The sequence below is a fragment of the Acidovorax sp. ST3 genome (assembly GCF_003231145.1).
Lineage (GTDB): Bacteria > Pseudomonadota > Gammaproteobacteria > Burkholderiales > Burkholderiaceae_C > Acidovorax.
The window spans coordinates 347,986-367,694 of the sequence record NZ_QKVP01000004.1; the positions used below are offsets into that span (position 1 = coordinate 347,986).

At 67.2% G+C, this 19,709-nt stretch carries 21 protein-coding genes; 13 read left to right on the forward strand and 8 right to left on the reverse strand.

The genetic code is table 11. The features are described 5' to 3' along the window. Positions 1-122: 122 nt before the first annotated feature. The 5 genes from DNK89_RS14305 to DNK89_RS14325 are packed head-to-tail and all read left to right on the forward strand — an operon-like array spanning position 123 to position 5,986. The gene (locus tag DNK89_RS14305) at positions 123-1,367 is read left to right on the forward strand and encodes a branched-chain amino acid ABC transporter substrate-binding protein (RefSeq protein ID WP_110960638.1); all 1,245 of its coding nucleotides are present in this window, start codon (positions 123-125) and stop codon (positions 1,365-1,367) included. A gap of 40 nt (positions 1,368-1,407) precedes the next feature. Continuing rightward, positions 1,408-2,193 (forward strand): SDR family NAD(P)-dependent oxidoreductase, encoded by a 786-nt coding sequence (locus DNK89_RS14310; RefSeq protein WP_110960639.1) that lies wholly within the window; start codon positions 1,408-1,410, stop codon positions 2,191-2,193. A gap of 28 nt (positions 2,194-2,221) precedes the next feature. Beyond that, positions 2,222-3,040, forward strand: coding sequence for an SDR family NAD(P)-dependent oxidoreductase (locus tag DNK89_RS14315; protein ID WP_110960640.1), 819 nt, complete (start codon positions 2,222-2,224; stop codon positions 3,038-3,040). A 43-nt stretch (positions 3,041-3,083) separates the two neighbouring features. Continuing rightward, a complete protein-coding gene (locus DNK89_RS14320; RefSeq protein WP_110960641.1) occupies positions 3,084-4,739 on the forward strand; it encodes a class I adenylate-forming enzyme family protein in 1,656 nt (551 codons plus the stop codon). Positions 4,740-4,753: 14 nt separating this feature from the next. Then, positions 4,754-5,986, forward strand: a complete 1,233-nt coding sequence (locus DNK89_RS14325) for an acetyl-CoA acetyltransferase (RefSeq protein ID WP_110960642.1) — start codon at positions 4,754-4,756, stop codon at positions 5,984-5,986. Positions 5,987-6,010: 24 nt separating this feature from the next. Here DNK89_RS14325 and DNK89_RS14330 read toward each other — a convergent pair whose 3' ends face one another. Beyond that, positions 6,011-7,456, reverse strand: coding sequence for a PLP-dependent aminotransferase family protein (locus DNK89_RS14330; RefSeq protein WP_110960643.1), 1,446 nt, complete (start codon positions 7,454-7,456; stop codon positions 6,011-6,013). A gap of 99 nt (positions 7,457-7,555) precedes the next feature. Here DNK89_RS14330 and DNK89_RS14335 point away from each other — a divergent pair, with 99 nt between their 5' ends. After that, positions 7,556-8,035, forward strand: coding sequence for an OsmC family protein (locus DNK89_RS14335; RefSeq protein ID WP_108498470.1), 480 nt, complete (start codon positions 7,556-7,558; stop codon positions 8,033-8,035). A gap of 1 nt (position 8,036) precedes the next feature. Next, on the forward strand, positions 8,037-8,672 hold the full coding sequence (locus DNK89_RS14340; RefSeq protein ID WP_110960644.1) for an FMN-binding negative transcriptional regulator: 636 nt from the start codon (positions 8,037-8,039) through the stop codon (positions 8,670-8,672). Positions 8,673-8,784: 112 nt separating this feature from the next. On the opposite strand, the gene DNK89_RS14345 is transcribed toward DNK89_RS14340, so the two are convergent. The 3 genes from DNK89_RS14345 to DNK89_RS14350 form a co-directional block, all read right to left on the reverse strand. Then, on the reverse strand, positions 8,785-10,188 hold the full coding sequence (locus tag DNK89_RS14345) for a homoserine dehydrogenase (RefSeq protein ID WP_110960645.1): 1,404 nt from the start codon (positions 10,186-10,188) through the stop codon (positions 8,785-8,787). A 122-nt stretch (positions 10,189-10,310) separates the two neighbouring features. After that, positions 10,311-10,460: a hypothetical protein gene (locus DNK89_RS24400; protein WP_161958941.1), complete on the reverse strand. Its 150-nt coding sequence runs from the start codon at positions 10,458-10,460 to the stop codon at positions 10,311-10,313. Positions 10,461-10,561: 101 nt separating this feature from the next. Then, on the reverse strand, positions 10,562-10,807 hold the full coding sequence (locus DNK89_RS14350) for an ATP-binding protein (protein WP_110960646.1): 246 nt from the start codon (positions 10,805-10,807) through the stop codon (positions 10,562-10,564). 70 nt (positions 10,808-10,877) lie between these two features. Here DNK89_RS14350 and DNK89_RS14355 point away from each other — a divergent pair, with 70 nt between their 5' ends. Then, positions 10,878-11,180 carry an acylphosphatase gene (locus DNK89_RS14355; protein WP_110960647.1) on the forward strand — a complete coding sequence of 101 codons (303 nt, stop codon included), beginning with the start codon at positions 10,878-10,880 and terminating at the stop codon, positions 11,178-11,180. On the opposite strand, the gene DNK89_RS14360 is transcribed toward DNK89_RS14355, so the two are convergent. From DNK89_RS14360 to DNK89_RS14370, 3 genes are all read right to left on the reverse strand, one after another. Further along, the gene (locus tag DNK89_RS14360; RefSeq protein WP_238990820.1) at positions 11,158-11,970 is read right to left on the reverse strand and encodes a DUF72 domain-containing protein; all 813 of its coding nucleotides are present in this window, start codon (positions 11,968-11,970) and stop codon (positions 11,158-11,160) included. The genes DNK89_RS14355 and DNK89_RS14360 overlap by 23 nt on opposite strands. A gap of 61 nt (positions 11,971-12,031) precedes the next feature. Further along, a complete protein-coding gene (locus tag DNK89_RS14365) occupies positions 12,032-13,351 on the reverse strand; it encodes a HAMP domain-containing sensor histidine kinase (RefSeq protein ID WP_110960649.1) in 1,320 nt (439 codons plus the stop codon). Beyond that, positions 13,348-14,109, reverse strand: a complete 762-nt coding sequence (locus tag DNK89_RS14370) for a response regulator (protein WP_110960936.1) — start codon at positions 14,107-14,109, stop codon at positions 13,348-13,350. The genes DNK89_RS14365 and DNK89_RS14370 overlap by 4 nt, the downstream gene beginning before the upstream one ends. Positions 14,110-14,288: 179 nt before the next feature. Here DNK89_RS14370 and DNK89_RS14375 point away from each other — a divergent pair, with 179 nt between their 5' ends. From DNK89_RS14375 to DNK89_RS14395, 5 genes are all read left to right on the forward strand, one after another. Beyond that, positions 14,289-14,801 carry a DUF2147 domain-containing protein gene (locus DNK89_RS14375; protein WP_056056836.1) on the forward strand — a complete coding sequence of 171 codons (513 nt, stop codon included), beginning with the start codon at positions 14,289-14,291 and terminating at the stop codon, positions 14,799-14,801. Continuing rightward, complete coding sequence (locus tag DNK89_RS14380; RefSeq protein WP_110960650.1) at positions 14,798-15,520, forward strand: cytochrome c biogenesis CcdA family protein; 723 nt, start codon at positions 14,798-14,800, stop codon at positions 15,518-15,520. Before DNK89_RS14375 ends, DNK89_RS14380 begins: the two co-directional genes overlap by 4 nt. 36 nt (positions 15,521-15,556) lie before the next feature. Then, positions 15,557-16,129: a thioredoxin family protein gene (locus tag DNK89_RS14385; RefSeq protein ID WP_110960651.1), complete on the forward strand. Its 573-nt coding sequence runs from the start codon at positions 15,557-15,559 to the stop codon at positions 16,127-16,129. Positions 16,130-16,199: 70 nt separating this feature from the next. Then, the gene (locus DNK89_RS14390; protein WP_110960652.1) at positions 16,200-17,522 is read left to right on the forward strand and encodes a serine hydrolase; all 1,323 of its coding nucleotides are present in this window, start codon (positions 16,200-16,202) and stop codon (positions 17,520-17,522) included. A 47-nt stretch (positions 17,523-17,569) separates the two neighbouring features. Next, entirely contained in the window at positions 17,570-19,210 is a 1,641-nt protein-coding gene (locus tag DNK89_RS14395; protein ID WP_110960653.1) for an AMP-binding protein, read from the forward strand. Positions 19,211-19,288: 78 nt separating this feature from the next. Here DNK89_RS14395 and DNK89_RS14400 read toward each other — a convergent pair whose 3' ends face one another. Next, positions 19,289-19,702, reverse strand: a complete 414-nt coding sequence (locus tag DNK89_RS14400) for a YkgJ family cysteine cluster protein (protein WP_099731681.1) — start codon at positions 19,700-19,702, stop codon at positions 19,289-19,291. Positions 19,703-19,709: the final 7 nt, after the last annotated feature.

Sequence of the window (19,709 nt, forward strand, 5' to 3'; positions counted from 1 at the left end):
CAATTTTGCAGTTGACGCTGCGCATTGTCGCTCATACCATTCACTAAAAGTTACCAAAGAGTAACTGCAAGTTTATCTTCGGTAAACAAAGGCCCTGCTGGGTCGCAACAGGAGACAAATCCATGAGCATTTTTCGCGCTACCTGCATCGCAGCCGTCATGGCGTGCAGCGCACTCGCTGCGGTAGCCCAGTCGGCACCACCCATTCGCATTGCACATATCGACACCTTCTCGGGCCCCACGGCTTCGACGGGCACCACGGTGGCCAAGACCTTGCTGTATGCAGTGCACCTCATCAACGAGCGCGGGGGCGTGCTGGGCCGCAAGCTTGAAGTGGTGCAACTGGACAACGCAGGCGATTCCAACAAGGCCGTGGCCATGCTGACCAGCACCGTGGACCAGAAGATCAACTTCATGGTGCAGGCGGGCAACTCGGGCATTGCAGGCTCGCTGCTCACCGCGCTCGACAAGCACAACCAGCGCAATCCCAACGCGCGCGTGCTGTTCCTGAACTACGGTTCGGCGCTGCCCGATCTCACCGAGTCGAAGTGCAACTTCTGGTTCTTCCGATTCGAAGCCCATCAGAAAATGAAGATGCATGCGGTGGCTGAATACGTGGCCAACAACCCGGACATCAAGAAGATCTATCTGATCAACCAAGACTACAGTTTTGGGCATGAGGTCAGCGCGGATGCCAAAGCGATCATCGGCAAGGCCCGACCAGACATCCAGTTCGTGGGCGACGAGTTTCACCCCTTTGGCAAGATCAAAGACTTTTCGCCCTACGTGCTAAAGATCAAGCAGTCTGGCGCCGACACGGTTCTCACGGGCAACTGGGGCAACGACTTGGCGCTGCTGGTGCGTGCCAGCAAGGACTCGGGCCTGAGCACCAAGTACATCACTTACTACGGCGGCCTGTTCGGCGTTCCTACATCCATTGGCGCTGCGGGCGAGAACACCGTGTTCCAGATCTCTTCATGGCACCCCAATGCGCCGGTGGAAGACAAGATGCCAGAGCTGGAGAAATACCAGCGCGATTTCAAAGCCAAGTTTGGTGAAGACCTGTACTACACCTCGATCCTGGTGCAGATGGACATGCTGGCCAAGGCCATCGAGAAGACGGGCAACACTGAAGACTTGGTCAAGATTGCCAAGGCACTGGAGGGCATGGAGCTCGACTCGCCATTCGGCAAGATCAAGATGCGCGCCCAGGACCACCAGGCCAGTCACCCGATCTACATCAACCAGCTGGTCAAGGGTGTGAAGTACGACGCCGAGGGCCTGGGCATGGGCTGGAAGACGGTGGCCAAGGTGCCTGGCGACAAGACCATACTGCCCACCACCTGCAAGATGGAGCGACCAAGTTGAGTCCCGCGCTACAGCCCGCTGGCGCCCGGGAGCGCCAGCCATGAATGTGCATGACAAGGTGGCTGTGGTCACCGGAGGCGCTTCGGGCTTGGGTCATGCCAGCGCCGTAGCTCTGGTCGCTGCGGGTGCACGTGTAGTCGTCCTTGACCGTGATGCGCAAGTCGTGGCCTCTGTGGTGCAGGCCCTGGGCCATGGCACAGCGGGACAGGTGCTTGATGTTACGCAGGACGCTGCTGTGGAGCAGGCCTTCGAACAGATCGAACGCACTGTAGGTCCCGTGTCGGTGTTGGTGAACTGCGCGGGAATTGCCGACCCTGGTAACGTGGTTCGGCAGGGGCAGGCCATGCCCTTAGCCGCGTTTGAGCGGGTAGTGGCTGTGAACCTGCTGGGCACAATCAACTGCATCCGATGCGCTGTTCCGCAGATGATCAATGCGCGCAGCGATGCTGGCGCGAAAGCCGACACCGAGGCGGGCGTGATTATCAATGCGGCCTCGATTGCAGCCTTTGATGGCCAGATGGGCCAGGCTGCGTACGCCGCCTCCAAGGGCGGTGTGGCGGGCATGGTGCTGCCCCTGGCCCGCGAGCTGGGCGATTACGGTATCCGGGTGCTGGGCATTGCGCCGGGTGTGTTCGAGACGCCTATGACCCTGGGCCTGCCGCCGCGGTCGCGCGATGTGGTTTTTGCAGCTGTGCCGCCCTACCCGCAGCGCCCCGGGCAGCCGCAGGAGTTTGCTCAACTGGTGCTGGCCATTCTGGGCAACCCCATGCTCAACGGCGAAGTGGTGCGCTTGGACGGCGCGCTGCGTATGCCCGCCCGCCTGTGAGCACCTCTCGCTTCAACCAAGGATTGCCATGAAATTGCAGGGAACCGTGGCCGTGGTGACCGGCGCCGCATCGGGGTTGGGCCGTGCCTGTGTGGAAATGCTGCTGACCGAAGGCTGCAGCGTGGCCGCCATTGATCTGACCGTGGCCGAAGATCCTGGCGCCTGGAGCGGCACGTTGCGCCTGTTGCGTCTGGCCGGGGATGTGAGCCGTGCCAACGACATGGAACGCGCGTTTGCCACCATTCAGCGCGAGCTGGGCACGCCAGGCATTTTGATCAACTGTGCAGGCGTGTTGGGCCCAGCCCGGGTGTTTCGCACTGACAAAGCCACGGGGCGTGCCGTGCCCCGCCCCATGGAGCTGTTTCGCCGGGTGATCGACATCAACCTGGTGGGTACGTTCAACACCATTCGGCTTTTTGCCCAGGGCCTGGCACAGGCGGGGCCGGTGCAGGGCGACGAAGACCGTGGGGTCATCATTAACACCGCATCGGTGGCGGCCTATGAGGCCTTGTCGGCACAGACGGCCTATGGCTCCTCGAAGGCTGGGGTGGCGAGCATGACGCTACCGCTGGCGCGGGAGCTGGCGCACTACGGCATCCGTGTCATGGCGCTGGCTCCTGGTACGTTTGAGACGGGCATGTACGAGGTGGTACCCGACCACACCCGCCGCACGCTGATCAGCGACGTACCCTTTCCAACCCGGCCTGGCCGCCCCGCAGAGTTTGCCCACATGGCCAAGGCCCTGATCGAGAACTCCATGATGAATGGCTCGGTCGTTCGCATAGACGGCGCGGTGCGCATGCGCGAGCCCCAGGCGTCCGGCCATTCGTACCCAGCTGGGCATTGATGAGCGGCCATCGCGCTGACGAACTTTCCACTTCCATACCGCCATGAACGAGCCCTTTGCCACTGACGAACGCGCCCTGCGCATGGAGGCGCTGTACCACGACCGCCTGGTGCCCTGCTACGCCCACCGGCCCGCGCACCTGGATGCCATGTTCTGTGCATCCGTCCAGCGCCGCGCGCAAGCACTGGCGCTGGAAGAGGGAGCGTACAGCCTGACGTATGCGCAGCTGGACGCGCAGGTGGGCCGCCTCGCGGCGGGCTGGGCGGCGCGCGGCATCGGGCGTGGGGACCGCGTGGCGCTGTTTCTGGGCAACCGCATGGACTTTGTCGTGGCCCTGCTGTCGCTGTGGCGCCTGGGGGCCATTGTGGTGCCCATTGGCATCCGGCAAAGCGCGGCCGAGCTGGAATACATGCTGGGCCAATGCGGTGCGTGTGCGCTGGTCTTCGAGGGGACACTGGCCGACAGGCTGCCCCGGCCCGACCGCATCCCAGGCGTGCGCCTTTTTGTGCATTGCCTGGATGCCGACGAAAGTCCCAGTGTGCTCCAGGCCACAGAGCTTTCGAGCGTAGCCCTGGCCGACATTGCGTGCGAACCGGCGCTGGCGGCTTGCCATGGTGACTTCAGCGACCAGTCGCCCGCCTGCATCATGTACACCTCGGGCACCACGGGCCACCCCAAGGGGGCGGTGCTGTCGCACCTGGGCTTCTTCCACACAGCCAGGCATTACATCCACCGCTTTGGCTACCGCCCGGACGACCGCATGCTGCTGGTGATACCCGGCAGTCACATCTCGGGCCTGCTGGCCGCTGTGGTCGTGACCTTGCAGGTGGGCGGTTGCCTGGTGTGCATTCGCCAGTTCGATGCGCCCAAGGTGTTGCGGACGATGCAAGACCGAAGCATCACCGCCACCGTGATGGTGCCTGCGATGTACAACTTGTGTCTTCTGCAACCAGAGATCGGCACCTACGATCTGTCGGCCTGGCGCATCGGGCACTTTGGCGGTGCAGCCATGCCGGAGGTCACCATTGAGCGGCTGGCCCAGGTGCTGCCTGCGCTGCAGCTGTACAACGGCTTTGGCGCCACCGAGACCACCTCGGCCGTCACGCTCACCGAGCGCGGCGACGCCGCCCGTTACCCCGACTCCGTCGGCACCCTGCTGCCGTGCATCGACATCCGTGTGCTGGACTCCGAAGGCCGAGAGGTGCCTCCTGGCGCTCCCGGCGAGCTGTGGATTCGCAGCCCGGGCAACGCCATTGGCTACTGGGACCAGCCCGAGGTCACGCGGGCGACCTTTGTCGCAGGCTACTGGCGATCGGGGGACATCGGCAGCGTGGACGCCGCAGGCTACCTGCGCGTGTTCGACCGCATCAAGGACATGATCAACCGCGGAGGCTACAAGGTCTACTGCGTGGAGCTGGAGAACTGCATCCAGCGCTGCGAAGGCGTGGTCGAAGCTGCAGCCGTGGCCAGCCCCTGTCCTGTGCTGGGCGAGCGTATCCATGTTTTTGTCTACACCCGCACTGCGGTGGACGCCGAGGGCATTCGCCAGTTCTGTCGCAGCCAGCTGGCCGACTACAAAACGCCGGACTTCATCACCATCCGCGCCGAACCACTGCCACGCAACCTCAACGGCAAGTTGGTCAAGGCACCGCTGCGCGAGGCCGCGCGTGCTGCGGCCCTGCCATCCACCGACCGCTGACAAGGAGTTCCACCATGGGCCAAGACACCATTTACATCCTGGGGGGCGACCAGACCGACTTCGCCGTCAATGCATCCCGCCAGGGAGAAGGCCTTTTTGAGCTGCTGCAGCAAGCCGTCCAGGGGGCCTTGCACCACGCAGGCGTGGAGGCGCGCGAGGTGCAGGCTGGCCACATCGGCAACTTTGTGGGCGAGCTGTTTACGGGGCAGGGCCAGCTGGGTGGCATGTTCGCGGCCATCGACCCTGCGTTCTACGGCATGCCCGCAGGGCGGCACGAGGCGGCCTGTGCATCCGGCAGCATCGCGGCACTGGCGGCGACGGCCGAGATCCAGGCGCAGCGCTACGACTGCGTGCTGGTGGCTGGTGTGGAGCTGGAGCGCAACGTGCCCGGTGCCGTGGCTGCGCGCCACCTGGGCGCTGCCACCTGGGTGGGCCAAGAGGCGCAGGACGTGCGTTACGCCTGGCCCCACATGTTCCACCTGGTGGGCCAGGAGTACGAGCGCCGCTACGGCCTGAAGTACGAGCACCTGGGCCGCATTGCTGAGATCAACCTGACCAATGCCCGGCGCAATCCCAAGGCGCAGACGCGCAGCTGGAGCTACAGCCCGCGCAGCTTCACGGCCGATGATGAGGCCAACCCCGTCATTGAAGGCATGATCCGGCGCCAGGACTGCGGCCAGGTCACCGACGGGGCGGCTGCTGTGGTGCTGGCTTCCGAGCGCTTTGCCGCGCAATGGGCGGCACGCCACGGGCGATCGCTTGACAGCATCCCGCGCATTGCTGGCTGGGGCCACCGCACCGCGCACCTCAAGCTCGATGTGAAGCTCCAGGCCAGCGCACAGCAGCCCTATGTGTTTCCGCATGTGCGCGACACCATTCAGGACGCATTCCGGCGTGCGGGTATCCAGGATGTGTTCGAGCTCGACGGCATCGAAACCCACGACTGCTTCACCACCACCGAATACATGGCCATTGACCACTTTGGCATCACCCCCCCGGGCCAGAGCTGGCAGGCCATTGAGGACGGCACTATCGCCATGGGGGGGCGGCTGCCCATCAATGCCAGCGGCGGGCTCATTGGCCTGGGTCACCCAGTGGGCGCCACAGGGGTGCGCATGCTGCTGGATGCAATGCGGCAGGTGTCGGGCCAAGCGGCTGATTGCCAGATCGAGGGCGCGCGCCGTTGTGCCACGCTGAACATTGGCGGCAGCGCCACTACAGTGGTTAGTTTTGTGGTGGAGTGCTGAGAAGTTTTACTTTCACCACCCAGGTCATCGCGCCAGCGCACCCACCACGCGGGCCGCCGCGCGGATCTCCGCCTCGTCAAACCCCGCATAGCCCAACAGCCAGCCCCGGCGCGCCGACTGCATCGCATAACGCGACAGCGGCGCCAGCATCACGCCCGCCGCCAGCGCCTGGCGGCTCAGGGTTTCGTCGTCGGTGCCGGGTGCCACCTCGTGCAGCAGGTGCATGCCACGATCGCTGGTGGCCAGTTGCCAGGCGCCGTTGCTGGCCTCGGCCAGTGCGGTGCGCAGCGTGTGTTGCCGCTGCAGGTACAGCTCGCGCATCTGCCGCAGGTGGCGCAGCAGGTGGCCTTCGGCAATGAAACGTGCCAGCACCGCCTGAGCGTCGCCGGGTGCGTGCCGGTCGGTGATGGCGCGGGCCATGGCAAAGGCCTCCACCAGCGCGGGCGGCACCACCACAAAGCCCAGGCGCAAGCCCGGGTGCAACGTCTTGCTGAAAGTGCCCACGTACAGCACGCGCTCCGAGCCCGGCAGGCTGCACAGCGCGGGCACACGCTGGGCCTTGCCATCGTTCTTGCCGTACTGGAACTCGCCGTCGTAGTCGTCCTCCACCACCCAGGCGTCGTGCGTGCGCGCCCACTGCAGCAGCGCCTGCCGTCGCGCCAGGCCCATGCACACTCCGGTGGGGAACTGGTGCGTGGGTGTAACGACCGCCATGCGCGCGTCTGGCCATTGCGCCGCAGCGGTGTCGATGCGCAGGCCGTCTCCATCCATGTCCACCGGCCGCGCTAGCGCGCCGTGGCCCAGCAGGCTGGCGCGGATGCCGGGGTAGCCGGGGTCTTCCACCAGCACCTCGTCGCCCACGTCCAGCAGCAGCCGTGCAATCAGGTCAATGCCCTGCTGCGAGCCCGAGCACACCACCACCTGCGCCGCATCGCAGCGGATGCCGCGCGAAGCCCACAGCCATTGCGCCACGGCCTGGCGCAGGTCGGGGTCGCCAGCCGGGTCCAGGTACTGCGCGCGGTGGCTGCGCTGGCCTGAACTGGCCTGGCGTGTCAGGCGGTCCCACAGCGCAAACGGAAAGGTGGCGACTTCTGGCGCGCCAATGCGAAACGCCTTGGCCGCCGCCAGGGGCGGGCGCCAGCGCGCCGCTGTGTCGGCTATCAGCTGCCCCCGGCGCGACAGGCCCCGGGGCGGCGCCACCAGGCCTTGCGGGGCAGGCAATGTGGCGGCCACGGCCTGCGACACATAGGTGCCGTCGCCCACGCGGGCTTCCACATAACCCTCGGCCTGCAGGCGTTGCACGGCCCACAGCACGGTGTTGCGCGACACGCCCAGGCTGGCCGCATGTTCGCGCGAGGGCGGCAGGCGGGTGCCCGCGCGCAGGCTGCCCTGCTCAATGGCGCGGCGCAGTTGCGCGTACACCTGCTGGCGCAGGGTGGCGGTGGTTCGATTGGCTCCGGGGCTGGGCACGAATTGGCCCTTTCAATGGGGTGATGCACTCATAAACTGAAGAACCATTGTAAAAACCCGGGCCGCAGCTTGCCGGCCTGATCCTCTTGAAAGCACCCCATGGCCGAGCACACCGCCACCATCACCTGGTCCCGTGGCACCGACGACTTTCTGGACAAGCGCTACCACCGTGCCCACACGTGGCAGTTTGACGGCGGCGCCACCGTGGCCGCGTCGTCGTCGCCCCATGTGGTGCCGCTGCCGTACTCCGACGCGGCGGCGGTGGACCCGGAAGAAGCATATGTCGCCGCGCTGTCGAGCTGCCACATGCTGTGGTTCATGGACTTCGCCAGCCGCGCGGGCTATCGGCTCAACCGCTACACCGACGCGGCCGTGGGCACCATGGCCAAGAACGCAGAGGGCCAGCTGGTCGTCACCCATGTGCAGCTGAGGCCCGTCACGCGCTTTGACGCAGCGCACGCGCCCAGCGCTGCCCAGCTGGAAGACCTGCACCACCGCGCCCACACATCGTGTTTTCTGGCCAACTCGGTCAAGACGCAGATCGACTGCGCCCCGGTGCTTGAAGTGGAAGGGGGCTGACATGGCCAACCCCAACCGGCAGTTTCAGGTGGCCGATGCCGCTGCCCAGCAAGCCCTGGTACGTGCCCAGCCTTTGGCCACACTGGTCATTGCGCACGAAGGCGCGCAACACGTCAATCACATCCCGCTGTACCTGGACCCGGCGCGCGGCCCGCAGGGCACGCTCATCGGCCATGTGGCGCGCGCCAACGCGCTGTGGCCGCTGTTGCCCCAGCAGGCGGTGGCGGTGTTCCACGGCCCGCAGGCCTATGTGTCGCCCTCGTGGTACCCGTCGAAGGCCCTGGACGGCAAGCAGGTGCCCACCTGGAACTACGCCACCGTGCACGCCCACGGCGCACTGAGCGCGTTTGACGACCCCGCGCGTCTGCGCGGCATCCTGCACACCCTGAGCGAGCAGCACGAGGCCCACCGCACCGACCCCTGGCGCATCGACGACGCGCCGCCCGACTACATCGACAAGCTGCTGCGCGCCATCGTGGGCATCGAGCTGGCGGTGGAGCGCTGGGAGGGCATCTGGAAGGTGAGCCAGAACCGCACCGACACCGATCGCGCCGGTGTGGTGCAGGGCCTGATGGCGGAGGGCACCCGCGCGGCCGAGGACATGGCGGCGCTGGTGTTGGGCCGGTTGATGGGGTGAGGAATGCCATCGGCAGGGGCTATCAAAATTGATAGCAGACCAGGCATGATGCACTAGCGCTACCGCCCGATTTGGCCCAAAAACATCGCACCAACGCGTTTTCAGGTGGCGCTCACCCCTCCAGCGTCTCCACCCGCAGCGTGACCACCGGGCCGGCCACCGCCGGGTGCGCCGCCAGCGCATGCACGGCCAGGTCCACCGTGGCTTGCGCCACGGCATCGGTCAGCACCAGCACCTGGGGGCCGTTGCCGGGGGGCAGGGCCTTGTCATGCGCCAGTGCCACGTGCAGCACCGGCACCTGCTGCGCAGCCAGCCAGGCGCCTACGGCCTCGATCTGCTGCGCGCTGTGCACCGGCACGCGCAGGTAGTGGCGGGTGTGCACGGCCGCGCGGGGCAGTACCGCCAGTTGCTCGTCCACGGCCTGGGGGTGGAAGCCCAGGTGTGGCACGCGCTGCGCCGCATGGGTGCCATCGAGCCGCGCCACATCCACCAGGTCCGCAATCACGGCCGACGCGGTCTGCTCCGACCCCGCACCCGCGCCGTAGTACATCGTCACGCCCGACGCATCGCCCTTGACCATCACGGCGTTCATCGACCCGTTCACATGCGCCAGCAAATGCGTGGCGGGCACCAGCGCGGGCTGCACGCGCAGCTCCACCCCCTCCACATTGCCTTCCGAGTCACCCTCCTTGCGCCGCTTGGCCACGCCCAGCAGCTTGATGCGAAAGCCCAGCTGCTCGGCGCAGGCCACGTCCAGCCCCTGCAGGCGGGTGATGCCCTCCACCTGCGCATCGGCAAAGCGCACCGGCATGCCGAACGCATTGGCCGCCAGCAGCGAGATCTTGTGCGCAACGTCGATGCCTTCGATGTCAAACGTCGGATCGGCCTCGGCATAGCCCAGCGCCTGGGCCTGCGCCAGCGCTTCGGCAAAGCCCACACCCTCATCGCGCATCTTGCTCAGGATGAAGTTGGTGGTGCCGTTGATGATGCCCGCCACCCACTCGATGCGGTTGGCCGTCAGGCCCTCGCGCAGCGCCTTCACGATGGGGATGCTCACCGCCACCGCGCCTTCGTAGGCCACGGCCACGCCGTGCTGGCGCGCGGCGGCAAAGATCTCGTTGCCATACTCGGCCAGCAGCGCCTTGTTGGCCGTGACCACATGTTTGCCCGCACGGATGGCGGCCAGCACCCAGTCGCGTGCGGGGCCGGTGCCGCCAGCGGCCTCCACCAGCACATCCACGTCGGGGTGCGTGGCGACCTGCATGGGGTCGTTGGTCAGCGCCACGTCCTTGCCCACCACGCTCATGGCGCGGGCCAGGCTGCGGGCGCAGACCACCACCAGCTTGATGCCCCGGCCCGCACGGCCCGCAATCAGCGCCTGGTTGCGCGCCAGCACGCGGAAGGTGCCTGCGCCCACGGTGCCAATGCCAATCATGCCCACGCGCAGGGGGCGCATGGCCGTGGCGGACGACGGCAACAACGGGGCTTCGAGGGACTGGACGGGATCGCGGTACATGGACTTCTCCGGCTAACGAACAAACAAAAAAACCCAGCTGCCAGAGCTGGGTTTCGTGCATTCGTCTTGTGGGAGAAGAGAGCGATCACCAGGTGGCTGCCGAAACGGCCACCTGCGCGTGCTCAGGTGGCCGCGGTGGTAATGGTGGTAATCATTCGTGCACCCAGTGCCCGCTGTTCACCATTGGCCCGCGTGAGTACGGGCGGCATCATGCCCATGCCTTGGAAGGCAGCGGCGCGTGCGGTGGTGATGGGGAGAGAGGTGAACGACATGAAGGGCGCAGTGTACCGGATGCAGGCCGGGGCCTGTCAACCCGCCTGTACGCGCTTATGCGCATCTGTGTGCGCCTGTGTGAGCCTGTGGCGCAACGGCCTCACCGGGCCTGGGTGGTCGCCACCCGCACCATGCGGATCGCATCGAATGGGCAGCGCACCGCACACAGCGCGCACCCGGTGCAGCCGGGCGCGTCGTGCAGGGTGGAGCACTTGGGGCCCCAGGGCCCCGCGCCCAACACCTGCAGTGACAGCACATGCGGTGGGCACACCGCAATGCACCAGCCGCAGCCGGTGCAGCGCTGGGGGTCGATGGTGGGCAGGGCCTTGGGGGTGGTGGTGGTCATGGGGTGCGGTGGTGCTGGCAGTGTGCCCCTGGACCGGGCTCCCCACAAGGAGCGCGCTACAGTGCCCCCCATGAACGCAGAACCCCACTCCACCATCACCCGCCATCTGTTGATCACCGGCCAGGTGCAGGGCGTGGGCTACCGTTGGTCCATGGCGCAGGCCGCCAATCGACTGGGCGTGACGGGCTGGGTGCGCAACCGCCAGGATGGCCGCGTGGAGGCCTGCGCCTGGGGCCCGGAACCCGCCGTGCTGGCGCTCATCGACTGGGCACACCAGGGACCTGACCACGCGCGCGTGGACCGCGTGGTGGTAGGCAATGTGCCCGATGGCGGCGAGGCGCCGCAGGGCTTCACGCAGCGCGAGACGGTGTAGCGCCCAGCTGCCTGAGCAACTCCATCGCCCCTGCCGGCGCCCGCTCTTTGGCGCCGTTGATGAAGTACACAAACACATCGCGTGGCCGGTCGCCGCTGGTCCAGGTGCGCACGCCCTGTGCCCACTGCGCAATGGCATCGGCGGTGTAGCCCGTGGGCACACCGGCCTGGCCACGCATCAGCCGCAGGTAGGCAAAGTCGGCCTCTGCATCCGCGATGGCCGGAAATTGGTCGGAGTCGGTGTACACAGGCACGCAGCCATACCGGCGCGCCAGCGCCACAAACGCTGGCGTCGCGAAACTCGGGTGGCGCACATCCAGCGCGTGGCGCAGCTGCAGGCCATCCACCTGCTGCGGCAGCAGGGCCAGAAAGGCCTCGAAGTCGCCCGGCTCAAACGCCTTGGTCGGCATGAACTGCCACACGATGGGCCCGAGCTTGTCCTTCAGTTCCGAGATGCCACTGTCGACAAACCGCGCGATCGAATCGCCCGCCTCGACCAGCACGCGCCGGTGCGTGGCAAAGCGGTTGGCCTTGAGTGAGAACACAAAGCCTTCGGGCGTTTCATCGCGCCATTTGGCAAAGGTGGGTGGTTTGAAGGTGCTGTAGTAGGTGCCGTTGACCTCAATCGCGGTGAGCTGTCGGCTGGCGTATTGCAGCTCCCTGCTGTGCGCCAGCCCTGCGGGGTAGAAGCTGCCGCGCCAGGGCTCGAAGGTCCAGCCGCCGATGCCGACGCGGATGCGTGGGTTGCTGGCGCTGATCTCGCTCTGCGGGGTGCTGACAGGTGTGTCCACGGCGTTGCCCTTTTGAGAGTGCACGGAGCGGCCACTGTAGCAGCGGCGCTGGTGCGCATGCCTATGCCGGGAGCGCTTCTGGCAGCTCCACCCGCGCCTCCAGTCCCTGGGCGCCATCTGCACGCGGCCCCAGCACCAGCCGCCCGCCCAGGGCCTTGGCCAGCTCGCTGGCAATGGCCAGGCCCAGACCGGTGCCACCGGTGCCCCGGTTGCGCGAATCTTCCAGCCGCACATAGGGCTGCAGCACGGCGGCCAGGTCCGCCGGAGGGATGCCAGGCCCATGATCGATGACGCGCACCAGGCACTGGCCTGGCCTTTCTGCCTCCAGCGTCAGCTCGGCGGCGCCTGCAAACTTGAGCGCGTTGTCCACCAGATTGCACAGCAGGCGGCGCAGGGCCTGGGGGCGGGTGTCGCAGGTCACATCCACTGCCTGCAGCACTTGTACCGGCAGGCCGGCATCGGCGTAGTCGCGCGCAATGCTCTCCACCAGCGCGCGCAGGTCCACGCGCTGCGGGGGCTCGCGCACGGCCTGCGATGAGCGCGCGTAGGCAATGCCCTCTTCCACCAGAGACTGCATCTCGGCCAGGTCGGCGTGCAGCTTGTCGCGCAGCGTGGTGTCGTCCAGCAGATCCGCGCGCAGGCGCAGCCGGGTGATGGGTGTTTGCAGGTCGTGCGAGACGGCGGCCAGGATCTGCATGCGTTCCTGAAGATGCGCCTGGATGCGCTGCTGCATATGGTTGAAGGCAACGGCGGCGCGCACCACTTCGCGCGGGCCGTCTTCAGCCAGCGGCACGGTGGGGCGGTCGGCGCCCAGCGCATCGGCCGCATCGGCCAGCGTGCTCAGGGGCCGCGTGGCTGCACGCACGGCCCAGGCGCACAGGCCCACCAGCAGCGCCAGCTGCAGCGCCAGCGCGCCCAGCACCCAGGGGGAGATCTGCAGCCGGGGCTCGTCCATGTCCACGGCCAGGGGTGTGCCGTCGGCCAGGCGCAGTTGCAGCCGCAGCTCGATGCCCGGCACATGGGGGTCGATCACCTGCACCGGGCGGTCAGTGGGCAGAGTGGCCGCCACAGCGCTGGCAACGAGGCGGGCCAGCTGGGACGGGTCGGCAGGTGCGTCCATCGGCTCGGCCAGCGCAAAGCGGTAGTTGCGGCGCGCCAGCCGGTCCACCCACTGTGCGCGCTCGGTGGCAGGCAGGCGTTCCAGCATGGCGACCGAGCTGGCCACGTCGCTGGCGAAATACGACACCATGGCCCGCCGCATGGTCATGCTGCGCTCGGTGAACGCCAGCACAAACGTCAGCGCATGCGCCAACGCCAGGCCCAGTGCCATCACCAGCAGAATGCGCCCGAACAAAGAGCGTGGCCACCAGCGCAGCGTCATGGCGCAGCTCCTGCGACTGCTGCCGTAGTTTGCACATCGGCGCAGAACACATAGCCCTCGTTGCGCACGGTCTTGATGTAGCGCGAGCCGCGCGCGCCATCGCCCAGCCGCTGGCGCACACGGCTCACCAGCAGGTCGATGGAGCGGTCGAACACATCGGCATCGCGCCCCTGTGTGAGCTGCAGCAGCTGGTCGCGTGTGAGGATGCGCTGCGGGTGGTCCAGCAGCACACGCAGCAGGCGGTATTCGGCGCCCGACAGCGCCACCACTGCGCCCGTGGCATCGAGCAGGTGGCGTGCGGTGGTGTCCAGCCGCCAGTCCCCAAACGTGAGGTGGCGCGCGGGTTCGGCCACGGCCAGATTGGGCGGCAGCATGCGCGTGCGCCGCAGCACCGCGTGGATGCGTGCCAGCAGCTCGCGCGCGGCGAAGGGTTTGGTCAGGTAGTCGTCCGCGCCCAGTTCCAGACCCAGGATGCGGTCCGCCTCGTCGCTGCGTGCGGTGAGCATGATGATGGGCAGCGGTGGGGCGCCCGGGCTGCGCAGCTCGCGGCACAGTGCGATGCCGTCGGTGCCCGGCAGCATCAGGTCCAGCACCAGCAGGTCGATGCGCTGCGTGGCCAGTACCTCGCGCATTTGCCGCCCGTCGGCGGCCACACTCACCTGCAAGCCCTGGCGCTGCAGGTACTCGGCAGCCAGTTCGCGGATGCCGGCGTCGTCATCGACGATCAGGATGTGGTCGGGAGCGGGCGTCGTCGTCATGGTGGCCATTGTCCGGGCTTTGGTGGTGCAGCGGTATGGGCTGGGTGGGCAGATATGTATCTCAACTTGTCTGCCCGGTGCATCGACAAGCGCGCATACCAAAAGCCCCTGGCCAGACAAATCGCCGATACCTGCGCTGGCTTCAATGAGGTCTTCCTGAACTTCACGAGGACCTCGCCATGAAACCATCCATCGCCGTGACCGCCCTGCTGACCCTGGGCCTGGCGCAGGCAGTCAGCGCGCAAGAGGCTGCGGCAGCGCCGCCAGCCGCTGTGGCACCAGCGCCGGGCACCGCCCACCCCAAAGCGCCCCTGGGTCGCTGGATCACCGAGAGCGGCAATCTGGAAGTGAACATCGCTCCTTGCAACCCCGCTGGCGGCAACGCCCTGTGTGGCAAGGTGGTGCGCGTGCTGGCCAACCGCTCCATGAGCGCGCCGGGCGCCGACATGGCGGCGGCCGACGCGCGGCCTGCGCTGGGCATGACCCTGCTGTCGGGCCTGCGCCCGGCGGAGGGCGGCAGCAGCGAGTACCAGGGCGAAATCTACAACCGCGAGAACGCCAAGACGTACCGCGTCAACCTGACGCCGGCCGAGCCGGAACAACTGCTGGTGCACGCATATGTGGGCATTCCGCTGTTCGGCAAAACCCAGGTGTGGCGCCGCCCGGCGGCCGAGCAGGGGAGCGGGCAATGACCATGGCCACCACCTCGCCATGGCTGGCCGTGGCCGCCGGCATGCTCACGGTGGGGGCGCCCTGCGTGTTGCCCATGCTGCCAGTGGTGCTGGGGGCCTCGGTGAGCGGCGCCGACTCAGCGCGGCGCACACGCCCCCTGTTCATTGCCCTGGGCTTTGCGCTGTCGTTCGCGGCCGTGGCACTGCTGTTCAGCAGCTTCACGCAGGTGCTGGGTGTGTCTCAGGAAGGCCTGCGCCGGTTTGCCGCCGTGATGCTGCTGGTGTTTGGCGTGCTTACGGTGTGGCCCCGGCCGTTCCAGTGGCTCAGCCAACATGCGGGCGGCGTGCTCAACCGCATGGCCAGCCTGGGCATGGGCAGCGGGGGCGGCAACTGGGGCGGACTGCTGCTCGGCCTGAGCCTGGGCGCGGTCTGGACACCCTGCGCCGGGCCGGTGCTCGCCTCCATCCTCACCCTCATCGCCACCGAGCCACCGGGGGTGGGCATCGCCGTACTGCTGCTCGCGTATTCCACCGGCGCAGCACTGCCCATGCTGGCGATTGCCTATGGCGGCCAGGCTGCCGCCACCCATGTGCGCCGCATTGCGCGCCACGCGCACCGTGTGCAGCAGGTGTTTGGCGTGGTGGTCATTGCCGTCGCGCTGGCCATGCTGTGGGAGGTGGATGGGCAGATCACCGCCTGGCTCACGCAGTTTTATCCCTCGGGCTGGGGCGGCCTGTAAGGGGCGACGCCCCGCCGATTGCAAGGAGCTTTCACCATGACATTGCCCCCCTCTTCTCCGCGCTTCTCCGAGCGCCGCGCTTTCCTGGCGTCGATGGCCGCTGCACTGGCGGCCCCCGGCTTGGCGTATGCAGCGGGCCCCGCCAGCCCCGCCGCAGCGTTGCCCGATTTGGGCGCTGCGCCCGAGTTCACCGGCATCGAGCGCTGGCTCAATTCCGAACCGCTGAGCCTGGCGCAGTTGCGCGGCCGCGTGGTGCTGGTGGACTTCTGGACGTACGCCTGCATCAACTGCATCCGCACCCTGCCCCATGTGAACCGCTGGGCCGAGCAATACACGCCCCAAGGGCTCACCGTGGTGGGCGTACACACGCCAGAGTTTCCGTTCGAGCGCCCGACCGCCAATGTGGAAGCCGCCATGCGCCGCCACGGCGTCAAGCACCCCGTGGCACAGGACAACCGCTACGGCACCTGGAAAGCCTACGGCAACCAGTACTGGCCCGCCACCTACCTCATCGATGCGCAAGGCCGCATTCGCTACAAGCACTTTGGCGAGGGCGAATACGAGCGCACCGAGGGCGTGATCCGCACGCTGCTGGCCGCGCGGGGCTGATCGGCCCGGCCGAATCCATTTCCTTTTTTGTTCTTCCCATCCCGCGTTTCTTGACCGAGGCCTTTTCACCATGCACTCTTTTCATCGCCACATCACCTCCTCCTTCACCGCTGTCGCCCTGGCTTGTGCCCTGCTGGGGTTTGCGTCTGCCAGCCAGGCCCAGGCTCCGCAGCTGCCGCCGCCAGACGCCACCAGCCCCGTGACCCTGCAGCTGATGCAGGGCTTCCCTCCGGCGCCCGACAAGATCGTGCGCCTGGCCAACATCCTCAAGTACCCCAACGTGCGCTGGGCCGCTCAGCACTTGCGCGAACTGGGGCCCACGGCCACCATCTGGCGGGGTGCAGCAGCGCCCAGCGCACTGCCCGCCGCGCCGCGCGCCTTGCCCGATACCCTGGCGTTTGCCGACGACAAGGGCGCCACCACCACGCTGGCCGACTGGCAGAAGGCCACGTACACCGACGCCCTGCTGGTACTGCACCGGGGCCGTGTGGTGTACGAGCGCTATCACATCGGCATGCAGCCGCAGCAACCGCATGTGCTGTGGTCCATGAGCAAATCGCTGGTGGGGCTGCTGGTGACGGAGCTCATCCAGGAAGGCGCCATCGATGCCAGCGCGCGCATCGTGCGTTACCTGCCCGAGCTGGCCAACAGCGCCTGGGCCGATGCCACCGTGCAGCAGACCCTGGACATGACCACCAGCGTGAAATACGCAGAAGACTTTGCGGACCCCACCTCCGGTGTCTTTCAGTACCTGGCCGCTGCGGGCCTGCAGCCTGCGCGCCCCGGTAGCAATGGGGCCAAGAGCATGGCCGAGCACCTGCCCACTGTGCAAAAGGACGGCGAGCACGGCACCGCATTTGCCTACAAGTCGGTGGACACGGAAGTGCTGGGTTGGCTGCTGCAGCGCGTGACGGGCAAGAGCTACGCCACGCTGCTGTCCGAGCGCATCTGGTCCAAGCTGGGCACGCAAGAGGACGCCTATGTGTTTGCCGACGCCAACGGCGGCCAGGCCACCAGCGTGGGCGTGAACGCCACTTTGCGTGACCTGGGCCGTCTGGGCGAGATGCTGCGATCCAACGGCCGTTTCAACGGCCAGCAGATCGTCTCGCCCGCCACCATTGCCGAGCTGCGCAAAGGGGCCGACCCCGCCCAGTTCAGCAAGGCCCCAGGCACGGCCATGCGCGCGGGCTACTCGTACCACAACCAGTGGTGGATACCCCACGATGCCGATGGCACCTTTGAAGCCAAAGGCCTGATGGGCCAGCACATCCACATCAACCCGGCGGCCGAGCTGGTGGTGGTGAAGTTCTCCACGCACCCCGTGCCCAACACCGCCTTCACCCACGCGCTGGACCGGCAAGCCTTTGCGGCACTGGCCAAGGCCGTGCGCTGAGCCTGCCCGCACGTTGCTGCTCCACCCCCCACGAGGACCGATTCACCATGTCTCCCCAACCCTGGCTGGCCAGCTATGGCGCCATCCCTGCCCACATCGATCCCGACAGCCATCCCAGCATCGTGCACCTGCTGTGTGCCGCCATGCAGCGGTACGCGCACCGGCCCGCATTCACCTGCCTGGGCCAGACGCTGACCTATGCACATGTGGACCAGCAATCCCGCGCGTTTGCGGCCTACCTGCAGAACGTGCTGCGCGTGCGCAAGGGCGACCGCATCGCGGTGATGTGCCCGAACCTGATGGCGTTTCCTATCGCCATGCTGGGCATTGCGCGCGCAGGCTGCGTGCAGGTCAACGTCAACCCGCTCTACACCCCGCGCGAGCTGGAGCGCCAGCTACGGGACGCAGGCGCCCAGGTCATGGTGATCTATGCGGGGTCTACCGCCACCCTGGCTGCCATCCAGGACCGGGTGGAACTGCGCAGCATCATCACCGTGGCGCCCGGCGACGGCACCGCAGCCGACCTGCCCGGACCCCCGGTGGATGCCCATCTGCACACCACCACCTCGTTGGCGCGCGCCCTGGCCGAAGGCGCCACCCTGCCCTTTGCGCCGCCCGTGCTGGAGGGGAGCGACCTGCTGTTCCTGCAGTACACCGGGGGCACCACCGGCCTGTCCAAGGGCGCCATGCTCACGCACCGCAACCTGGTGGCCAATGTGGAGCAGTTCAAGGCATTCGTGCCCGATGCCCTGCGCCCCGCACAGGAGGTCGTCGTCACGGCCATTCCGCTGTATCACATCTTCGCGCTGATGGTGAACCTGATCAGCTACTTTGCGGTGGGCGCACGCAACTGGCTGGTGCCCAACCCACGCGACCTGGAGGGGTTGATCGATGTGTTGAAGGCTGCGCGCCCCAGCGTGTTCATGGGCGTCAACACGCTGTACGCGGGGCTGGCGGCGCACCCCGGCACGCAGGGCGTGGACTTCTCCAACCTGCGGCTGGCGGGTGGCGGTGGTGCCGCCATCCTGCCCTCGGTCTCCGCCCGCTGGCAGGCCATCACCGGTCAGTTCATCCGCGAAGGCTACGGCCTGAGCGAGACCAGCCCCGTGGTGGCCTTCAACCCCGCGTCGGTCACCGCGTTCAGCGGCAGCACCGGCCTGCCCCTGCCGTCCACCGACGTGCTGCTGCTGGACGACCAGGGCCACCCCGTGCCCCTGGGCCAACCCGGCGAGGTCTGCGTGAAAGGCCCCCAGGTCATGGGCGGCTACTGGCAACAGCCCGAGGCCAATGCCGCCGCCTTCACCCCCGACGGCTACTTCCGCACCGGCGACATTGGCCAGCTGGACGAGCGTGGTTTTCTCAAGATCGTGGACCGCAAGAAGGACATGGTCATCGTCTCGGGCTTCAACGTCTTTCCCAACGAAGTCGAGGCCGTGGCCACCGCCTGCCCCGGCGTACTGGAATGCGCCTGCATCGGCGTGCCGGACGAGAAAACGGGCGAGGCGCTGCGGCTGTATGTGGTGCGCGCGGCGGGCACTGCGCCACCGGTGGATGCAGACCACATTGCAGCCCACTGCCGCGCCGCGCTCACCGCCTACAAGGTGCCCCGGCAGATCGTGTTTGTGGAGGCCCTGCCCAAGTCCAGCGTTGGCAAGATCCTGCGCCGCGAGCTGCGCGACATGGTGTGAGCGCGGGCAGCGGTGGTTTCAGACGGTGGCGGGCTTGCGCAGATGAGAGATGCGAGCCATCTCAGTGCGTGTCTGTCATCAGCCCCGCCGCTGCAGATCTCGAGCCCCATAGGCGCAGTAACCCGGCTTGGGGCTCTTCTTCTGCGGGTGCAGGCGGCAGGTCTCGGGCCGCTTGTCGTACACCGTGCACAGCCGGGTCTTGGGGTCGAGAAAGTTGCAGTCCCCACTCGCCCTCCGCGCCATCGTGAAGACCGCGTTCTTGTGGTTGAAGTGGTCAATCAGCCGCGCCTTTTGCAGCCGCTTGGCAATGTGGCGGATTTCTTCATGCTCGGCCTCGAACGGGTCCACCAGCTCCAGCCGCACCAGGTCCGACAGCTGCACCTCCAGCGGCATCGTGCAGCAGTTGGCCGCGCATGTGTCGCACAGGCCTGCGCGGTAGCGGGTCCAGGTGTCCAGGCGGTCTACGTCAACGATGGCGATGGGGGAGCGCATGGGGTGG

Excerpts from the sequence above, each read along its gene's own strand:
- DNK89_RS14305 (WP_110960638.1), top strand. The coding sequence starts at position 123 with ATGAGCATTTTTCGCGCTACCTGCATCGCAGCCGTCATGGCGTGCAGC.
- DNK89_RS14310 (WP_110960639.1), top strand. The coding sequence starts at position 1,408 with ATGAATGTGCATGACAAGGTGGCTGTGGTCACCGGAGGCGCTTCGGGC.
- DNK89_RS14315 (WP_110960640.1), top strand. The coding sequence starts at position 2,222 with ATGAAATTGCAGGGAACCGTGGCCGTGGTGACCGGCGCCGCATCGGGG.
- DNK89_RS14320 (WP_110960641.1), top strand. The coding sequence starts at position 3,084 with ATGAACGAGCCCTTTGCCACTGACGAACGCGCCCTGCGCATGGAGGCG.
- DNK89_RS14325 (WP_110960642.1), top strand. The coding sequence starts at position 4,754 with ATGGGCCAAGACACCATTTACATCCTGGGGGGCGACCAGACCGACTTC.
- DNK89_RS14335 (WP_108498470.1), top strand. The coding sequence starts at position 7,556 with ATGGCCGAGCACACCGCCACCATCACCTGGTCCCGTGGCACCGACGAC.
- DNK89_RS14340 (WP_110960644.1), top strand. The coding sequence starts at position 8,037 with ATGGCCAACCCCAACCGGCAGTTTCAGGTGGCCGATGCCGCTGCCCAG.
- DNK89_RS14345 (WP_110960645.1), bottom strand. The coding sequence starts at position 10,188 with ATGTACCGCGATCCCGTCCAGTCCCTCGAAGCCCCGTTGTTGCCGTCG.
- DNK89_RS24400 (WP_161958941.1), bottom strand. The coding sequence starts at position 10,460 with ATGTCGTTCACCTCTCTCCCCATCACCACCGCACGCGCCGCTGCCTTC.
- DNK89_RS14350 (WP_110960646.1), bottom strand. The coding sequence starts at position 10,807 with ATGACCACCACCACCCCCAAGGCCCTGCCCACCATCGACCCCCAGCGC.
- DNK89_RS14355 (WP_110960647.1), top strand. The coding sequence starts at position 10,878 with ATGAACGCAGAACCCCACTCCACCATCACCCGCCATCTGTTGATCACC.
- DNK89_RS14365 (WP_110960649.1), bottom strand. The coding sequence starts at position 13,351 with ATGACGCTGCGCTGGTGGCCACGCTCTTTGTTCGGGCGCATTCTGCTG.
- DNK89_RS14370 (WP_110960936.1), bottom strand. The coding sequence starts at position 14,109 with ATGACGACGACGCCCGCTCCCGACCACATCCTGATCGTCGATGACGAC.
- DNK89_RS14375 (WP_056056836.1), top strand. The coding sequence starts at position 14,289 with ATGAAACCATCCATCGCCGTGACCGCCCTGCTGACCCTGGGCCTGGCG.
- DNK89_RS14380 (WP_110960650.1), top strand. The coding sequence starts at position 14,798 with ATGACCATGGCCACCACCTCGCCATGGCTGGCCGTGGCCGCCGGCATG.
- DNK89_RS14385 (WP_110960651.1), top strand. The coding sequence starts at position 15,557 with ATGACATTGCCCCCCTCTTCTCCGCGCTTCTCCGAGCGCCGCGCTTTC.
- DNK89_RS14390 (WP_110960652.1), top strand. The coding sequence starts at position 16,200 with ATGCACTCTTTTCATCGCCACATCACCTCCTCCTTCACCGCTGTCGCC.
- DNK89_RS14395 (WP_110960653.1), top strand. The coding sequence starts at position 17,570 with ATGTCTCCCCAACCCTGGCTGGCCAGCTATGGCGCCATCCCTGCCCAC.
- DNK89_RS14400 (WP_099731681.1), bottom strand. The coding sequence starts at position 19,702 with ATGCGCTCCCCCATCGCCATCGTTGACGTAGACCGCCTGGACACCTGG.